This window comes from Mucilaginibacter sp. P4_E8 (assembly GCF_056401495.1).
The window spans coordinates 1-7,701 of the sequence record NZ_JBFUJG010000190.1 but is presented as its reverse complement, the minus strand read 5'-3'; the positions used below and the strand labels follow the sequence as shown (position 1 = coordinate 7,701).

Here is a 7,701-nt window from a genome sequence, read left to right as displayed (position 1 = left end):
GATTACTTTGGCGCCAATGTTTTCGATAAAAAGAAAATGAAGGAATACCTTTCCTCTGAGGCTTACCAGGGAATCATCAATTCAATTGAAAAGGGGGAACCAATTCCTCGTGACCTGGCCGAGCAAATTGCCTCAGCCATGAAATCGTGGGCCTTGGGTAAAGGCGCAACTCATTATACGCACTGGTTTCAGCCGCTTAYCGGCACAACGGCCGAAAAACATGATGCCTTTTTTGAACCTACTGCAGATGGAGGCGCGATTGAGCGTTTTTCGGGCGATGCCTTATCACAACAGGAGCCTGATGCTTCAAGCTTCCCAAGCGGGGGCATACGTAATACTTTTGAGGCTCGTGGCTATACCGCGTGGGATCCTTCCTCGCCTGCATTTTTAATGGCACGTACCTTATGTATCCCAACGGTGTTTGTTTCGTACACCGGCGAGGCGCTTGATTATAAGGTACCATTATTAAAAGCCCTTAACGTGTTGGACAAGGCTGCGGTTGATGTTTGTCATTATTTTGATAAAGGCATTGAAAAAGTAAACGCATCATTAGGTATTGAGCAGGAGTATTTCCTGGTTGATATTGCCCTGTTTAATGCACGTCCTGATCTATACTTAACCGGGCGTACACTTTTTGGCCATATATCTGCCAAAAACCAGCAATTGGAAGATCATTATTTTGGGTCGATACCTGAACGTGTGTACGCGTACATGCAGGATATGGAAACTGAAGCCTTATTATTAGGTATCCCACTAAAAACACGCCATAATGAAGTCGCGCCATCGCAATTTGAGTGCGCTCCTATTTATGAAGAAATAAATCTGGCTATTGACCACAACCAATTGTTAATGGACCTGATGGACAGGGTTGCCCGCAGACATAATTTTAAAGTATTACTACACGAAAAACCTTATGCAGGCATCAATGGCTCAGGCAAGCACAATAACTGGTCGCTGATCACCAATACAGGCAAAAACCTGTTATCGCCTGGCAAAACGCCTAAGAACAACCTCATGTTCCTTACCTTTTTTGTTAACACCATTAAAGCGGTCTACGAGCATGCCGACCTCTTAAGGGCATCTATTGCTTCTGTGAACAATGATCATCGCTTAGGAGCCAACGAGGCGCCTCCTGCCATCATCTCTATCTTTTTGGGCAGCCAGCTAAATGATGTACTTGATGAGATCGAAACTTCCAGGATCAGCAAAAAAATTAAGGAAGATAACCTGTTATGGCAGGGCATCCCTAAGATACCGCAAATTTTACCTGATAATACAGATCGTAACCGTACATCGCCTTTTGCGTTTACCGGTAACAAATTTGAATTGCGGGCAGTGGGCTCATCGGCAAATTCAGCAAGCCCTATGACCATATTGAACATGATCGTAGCTGATCAGCTTAAAAAATTCAAATATGATGTTGATAAACTGATCAAGAAGGGCGAAAAAAAGGACCTTGCTTTATTAATAGTTATTAAAAAATACATCAAGGAATCAAAAAACATCCGTTTTGAAGGTAATGGCTATAGTGAGGAGTGGGAAAAAGAAGCCGCAGAAAGAGGTTTGCCTAATATTAAAACAACCCCAAAAGCGCTTGATGCCTTACTATCAGAAAAATCAGATATCCTTTTTGCAGAAACCGGTGTATTTAGTCCGCGTGAGGCCCATGCCCGTCATGAAATTTTATTGGATAGCTTTTATAAAAAGCTACAGATAGAAGCCCGCGTTATTGGCGAACTGGTAATGAACGTGATCATTCCGGCAGCTATAGGCTATCAAACCAAACTAATTGAAAACGTTAAGGGCTTAAAAGATATCGGTCTGGACAATACTACCTATGCTGCACAGCTTGACATTATTAGTAAATTAGCTGAGCACATTAACTTCATCAAATCAAACGTTGAGCAAATGGTTGATGAGCGCAAAAAGGCCAATGCTATTGATGATATACGCCAGCGTGCTATTGATTATGACGAAAAAGTGAAATCATTCTTCCAACCTATCCGTTACCATGTTGACAAGCTGGAACAATTGGTTGATGATACTTTATGGCCACTGCCAAAATTCAGAGAGCTGTTGTTTATAAAATAATCTTTCACAAATAGCACTAATTGCTGCGAATTTCACGAACCCATCAAGGGGAGCCGGTTAATACCGGCTCCCCTTATTTTTTGTTTGATCTGAATAAATGCGCCGACACTGATACTCAGCACAGACATTCGTGTAATTCGCCTAAATTCGTGTAATTAGTGTTAAAATAGTTAGTTTTGCCCCATGGTTTCTTCACAACGTTATGATCAACGTGGCGTATCTGCATCAAAAGATGATGTACATAATGCAATAAAAAACATAGATAAAGGCATTTTCCCGAAGGCTTTTTGCAAAATAGTGCCTGATATTTTAACAGGAGATGCATCATACTGTAATATTATGCACGCCGACGGAGCTGGTACAAAATCGTCATTGGCTTATACTTACTGGAAAGAAACCGGTGACATTTCAGTATGGCGCGGCATAGCCCAGGACGCCATTATCATGAACCTTRACGACCTGCTTTGTGTAGGCGCAACCGATAATATCCTGCTGTCATCAACCATTGGCCGTAACAAAAACCTGATACCCGGCGAAGTTATTGCAGCTATTATAAATGGTACGGAAGAAATACTAAGCGAACTGCGTGACGCAGGCATCGGCATCTACTCTACTGGTGGCGAAACCGCCGATGTTGGCGACTTGGTACGCACCATTATAGTCGACTCCACCGTTACCTGCCGTATGAAACGCGATGATGTAATATCTAATCACCGTATTCAACCCGGCGATGTAATAGTTGGTTTAGCATCCTACGGGCAAGCCAATTACGAAACCGAATACAATGGTGGTATGGGCTCAAACGGCTTAACATCCGCCCGTCATGATGTGTTTAATAAAACCATAGCCAATAAATATCCCGAAAGCTATGACGCGGCCATCCCTTATGAATTGATATTCAGCGGCAGTAAAAATCTTACCGACCTGATTGATATTGGCAACGGACAAACCGTAACAGCCGGCAAGCTGGTATTAAGTGCCACCCGTACCTACGCCCCCATCATTAAAACCATATTGGATGGCTATCGCAACCAGGTACATGGCATGGTGCATTGCAGCGGCGGCGCGCAAACCAAGGTGCTGCATTTTATTGACGAACTGCATATTATTAAGGATAACCTTTTTCCGGTTCCTCCCCTGTTTAAACTGATACAGCAGGAATCAAAAACCAGCTGGCAGGAAATGTATAAGGTATTTAATATGGGGCACCGTATGGAGCTTTATGTGCCCCAGGAAATTGCTGCCGACCTGATAGCGATATCAAAAAGCTTTGGTGTTGATGCGCAGATTATTGGCCGTGTTGAAAAAGCCGAAACTAAGAAAGTAACTGTGAAGTCGGAATTTGGGGTATTTGAATATTGATAAATTACCTTTTTCATTTATAAAACAAAAAGACCCTGCCAAATTGGCCGGGTCTTTTTGTTTGTATTGTTTCAGCAGAGATATTAGTTAAATATGTATCTAACACCAATCTGAGCCTGGAAACGTGAAAACTGACTGATATCTGTTTTGAATGAGTTAGTAACAGGTATTTGGTTAGTTGCATCAAGATAAGGGAAAGTATATGTTGCTTTTGTAGAACCAGGTGTTGATCCTGGTACTGAGCCAATGTACCTTAACACTGTTGTTGCACCATTATTGAACCCGCTATATGAAACTTGTTGTAAACCCCAGTTGCGGTTTAACAAGTTAGTAAAGTTAATAACATCAAAAGTAACTTCTAATGTATTTTTCACTTTGCCGGTTTTAATAAAGAAGTCCTGAGCAAAGTGCAGGTCAACTCTTTTATAAGTAGGCAATATTACAGCATTTCTTTTAGCAAACTGACCTCTGTGCTGGCTAAGATATGAATCCTGGTTAATAAAGTTATTTAACTGGTTCCACAACTGTGCTGGGGTACGAGTATCTGTAGCTCCATTTGGCACCAATGTGATGTCATTTATGTTTTTAGGAATGTACATCAGGTCATTAGTAGCACCATCGCCGTTAGGGTCATTAGCAGTAATGTATGATACCGCTCCGTTATTGGCAGCTTCAAATATTAAACCCACAGTTGATGCCAGGTTTTTAGCATATTGTTTGCGGTATGATACAGTTGCAATTATACGGTTAGGCTGTACATATGAGCTATTTGAAAGATTATCGCCATTAGGGTTGCCGGCAACATATCTGCTACTCCAGATAGTACTTGCAGTTGAACCACCATCATTTACATCTTTAGATTTTGTATAGGTGTAAGCTACGCTGGCAGCAAAACCGTTTGAAAAACTCTTTTGTAATTGACCGGTTATAAAATAAGAGAATCCTTTACTGGTATTTTTCATGTAATACAAACCATTAATAAAAGGGTTTGTAGTTGTCGTAGGATTAGTTGCAGTTGCAGTAGTAGTATTTTTATTGTCATAACGTATCTGACCTTCCGGACCTTCAAATGTGGTAAAACCATTAGAAAGCACTAAGTTTTGATGATAGATAGCGTTAATGTCTTTAGTATAAGCACCTTCAATGGTACCTATAATACCACCAGGCAATCTTTGGTCAATAGCAAGGTTAGTTCTCCATATTTTTGGATATTTCAAATTCGGATCAGCTACATCAAGCTCATAAGAGGTACTTGCAGCACCATTTTTGGGACGATTTGCATCAACATTGGGGTTAAACACTAGCTGTCCGTTTTGTGCAGGCGTGTTAGCAGCAGCACCTTTTACAATAGTATATGAACCAAATAATAAACCATTGTTTGAAGCCTGGTTAGATATCCAAACAAATGGCACAGAACCGGTAAATAATCCGGAACCACCGCGTATCTGAGTCGACTGATCGCCATTAACATCCCAGTTAAAACCTACACGAGGCGAAAGCTGCACCCTGTTTTTAGGTAGTTTAGAAACATCAACATGAGTACCTCCCTGGAAAGTTAAATTCGCAGCATTGGCATTTGGAGCCAATGACGTAGGGAAAGCATCATAATCAGCCCTTAAACCATAGGTTAACCTGAAATTATCTGTAACATGGAATTTATCCTGTACATAAACGCTGTAAATGGAAGCTTTTATTTTAGCAAACGGGAATGAATCACCTACTGCAGAGTAACGTAAGGTGTAAGCAGCAGCCGGATTGCCATTAATAAAATCAGATGCAGAGTTATAAGTATATAAACCATTATAAGTAGGAGCAAAACCATTAGTATAGCTTTGTATCTGGTTACTTGTACCAAAAGTAATCTCGTGTTTACCGGCATACCAGGTAAGATCATCAGCAAATTGCCAGATGTTGGTATTTAATAAGTTATTAGCGGTGTAAAGCTCAGAACCAAAACTGGTTGCAGTTGCAGATGCGGCTGTAATTACAGTACCATCAGCAGCACTGGTGCCGTTACCAATATCAACCATAGGTAATGAACCATTACCCAAAAAAGCGCGGTAATCTCTTAATGCAGAGTACCCAACTGTTAACTTGTTTGACAAAGAGTTGCTAAAACGGGTGGCCAACTCCACAATACCAATATTAAAGTTATTGTTGATGGTGTAACCTGAACCATAGAAAGGTAAGGTATTTGGACCTGGTGCACGGGTTGTACCATATCCAACAGCGGTAATACCATTACTATTACTGATACCTGAATTACTTGCGGGTTGATCTCTAAATGATTTTAAATAAAAATATTTAGCACTTAAAGTATTGTTTTTGTCAATATTCCAGTCCAGTTTTACAGTTATTTTATCACTTGAAGTTCTGTAAACATAATCTTGATAAGCGCCGGGATCATAGCTACCAAATGCCGGAGTAGCAAGTTTAGCTTTAATAGCATCCAATGYGCTGGCCTGAACATTTGAAACGTTAGCGCCGCTTAAACCGGGGCCACCTGCAACATATACCGCCGCAGGTGGCTGGCTTATTCTTTCCTGCTCGCCTGATACAAATAAGAATAATTTATTCTTAATGATGGGCCCGCCTATGCTTGCACCATTGGTATGGTAATCAAAAGGAGTAACCTGAACATTGGTGGTACCTGCATGATAACCGGTTAACCTGGTACCACGACCATAATAGTAAACTGTACCTTTAACTTCGTTTGTACCTGATTTTACCACAGTATTAACACCAGCACCAGTAAAGTTACCCTGACGCACGTCATAAGGAGCAATATCAACCTGTATCTGATCAATCGCATCTAATGAAATTGGCTGTGAACTGGTTTGACCACCTAAAGTACCTGATAAACCAAACGAATTGTTAAATAAGGCACCATCAACAGTAATGTTATTAAAGTTACTGCTGCGGCCACCAAACGCCAATCCGTTAGCTGATGGGGTTAATTTAGTAAAGTCAGATAACGAGCGGTTAACTGTAGGTAATGATTCAATTTGTTGGCGGTTAATAGTTTCGCGCGCGCCGGTACGTGATGAATTGATCACCTTACCCTGTGAACCGGTTATTACTACTTCACTTAATGAAGTTGTATTGTCCTCAAGCTTGGTATTGATCTTTTGATCCTGACCTATTGATAARACAATACCTTCCTGAACAAAATTCTTGTAACCAATAAAGCTCACTTTAAAGGTGTACGGACCACCTACCCTTAAGTTAGGAATGTTATAGCGGCCATCGGCACGGCTAACGGTTGAGTATACTGTACCTGTAGGTAAATGCGTAATAGTTACCGTTGCGCCCGGGATCGCGCCCTTGGCATCAGCAACGATACCATTCACGCTGGCGGTTGTAACACCCTGCGCGCTGGCATTCCTGTTAATCAGGAACATAAAACCGGTTAATAATAATAAAAGAAGTAAAGGCTTCCTCATAAATTGCTTTTTTAATTATACTTTAAGTTGATTAGCCGCAAAGATAACTAATAGGCTGATTGTCAATATTAAATTAATGTTAACAATTATTATATATTTTTCAACATTTCATAATAATAATAACTCACAAAGGAAGTAAACAGGTAGATTTAATATGATATTTACAATTTAACCAGAACTTCATTGAATGAATGGCATATTATTGTAAATAATATATCATATGGTGCCTATGCACATGTTCCATTTTCTCATTTCGCCCCTTTTACTTAGCTTTGGGCCATTAAAATTAACCCATGTGTTTGTACAACACATGGTAGCTTTAATCCATACAAAACAAAATTTTTAAATTTTAAAAGTATATCATTAAGAATATGGACTACGATTTAATTGTTATAGGATCAGGCCCGGGTGGTTATGTAGCAGCTATCCGCGCTTCCCAGCTCGGTTTAAAAACTGCCATTATTGAAAAAGAATCATTAGGTGGTATTTGCCTTAACTGGGGCTGTATCCCTACCAAAGCCTTATTAAAAAGCGCCCAGGTGTTTGAATATCTTAATCACGCTGCTGATTATGGTGTAACTGCAACAGGCGAGGTTAATTTTGAAAGCGTTATAAAAAGAAGCCGCGGCGTAGCCGATGGTATGAGCAAAGGCGTTCAGTTTTTAATGAAGAAAAACAAGATCGATGTAGTAGTTGGTTTTGGTAAATTAAAATCAAAAGGCGTTGTTGAAATAAAAGGCAATGATGGCTCAACCAAAGAAATTACGGCTAAACATATTATTTTGGCTACCGGTGGCCGCTCACG

General features: G+C 40.4%; 4 protein-coding genes. 3 read left to right on the top strand and 1 reads right to left on the bottom strand.

What is annotated here, in order from left to right; all coding sequences use genetic code 11:
- Together AC1DRQ_RS28185 and AC1DRQ_RS28180 are read left to right on the top strand one after the other, a co-directional pair.
- Positions 1-2,091 (top strand): glutamine synthetase III family protein (locus AC1DRQ_RS28185; protein ID WP_477428952.1); only part of this gene is annotated, 2,091 nt, incomplete at its 5' end.
- Positions 2,092-2,274: 183 nt separating this feature from the next.
- Positions 2,275-3,453, top strand: coding sequence for an AIR synthase related protein (locus AC1DRQ_RS28180; RefSeq protein WP_477428950.1), 1,179 nt, complete (start codon positions 2,275-2,277; stop codon positions 3,451-3,453).
- Positions 3,454-3,536: 83 nt separating this feature from the next.
- On the opposite strand, the gene AC1DRQ_RS28175 is transcribed toward AC1DRQ_RS28180, so the two are convergent.
- Entirely contained in the window at positions 3,537-6,896 is a 3,360-nt protein-coding gene (locus tag AC1DRQ_RS28175) for a TonB-dependent receptor (RefSeq protein WP_477428948.1), read from the bottom strand.
- A 371-nt stretch (positions 6,897-7,267) separates the two neighbouring features.
- Between AC1DRQ_RS28175 and AC1DRQ_RS28170 the strand changes: the two genes are divergently transcribed.
- Positions 7,268-7,701: FAD-dependent oxidoreductase (locus tag AC1DRQ_RS28170; RefSeq protein ID WP_477428946.1), on the top strand; the 434-nt coding region annotated here is incomplete at its 3' end.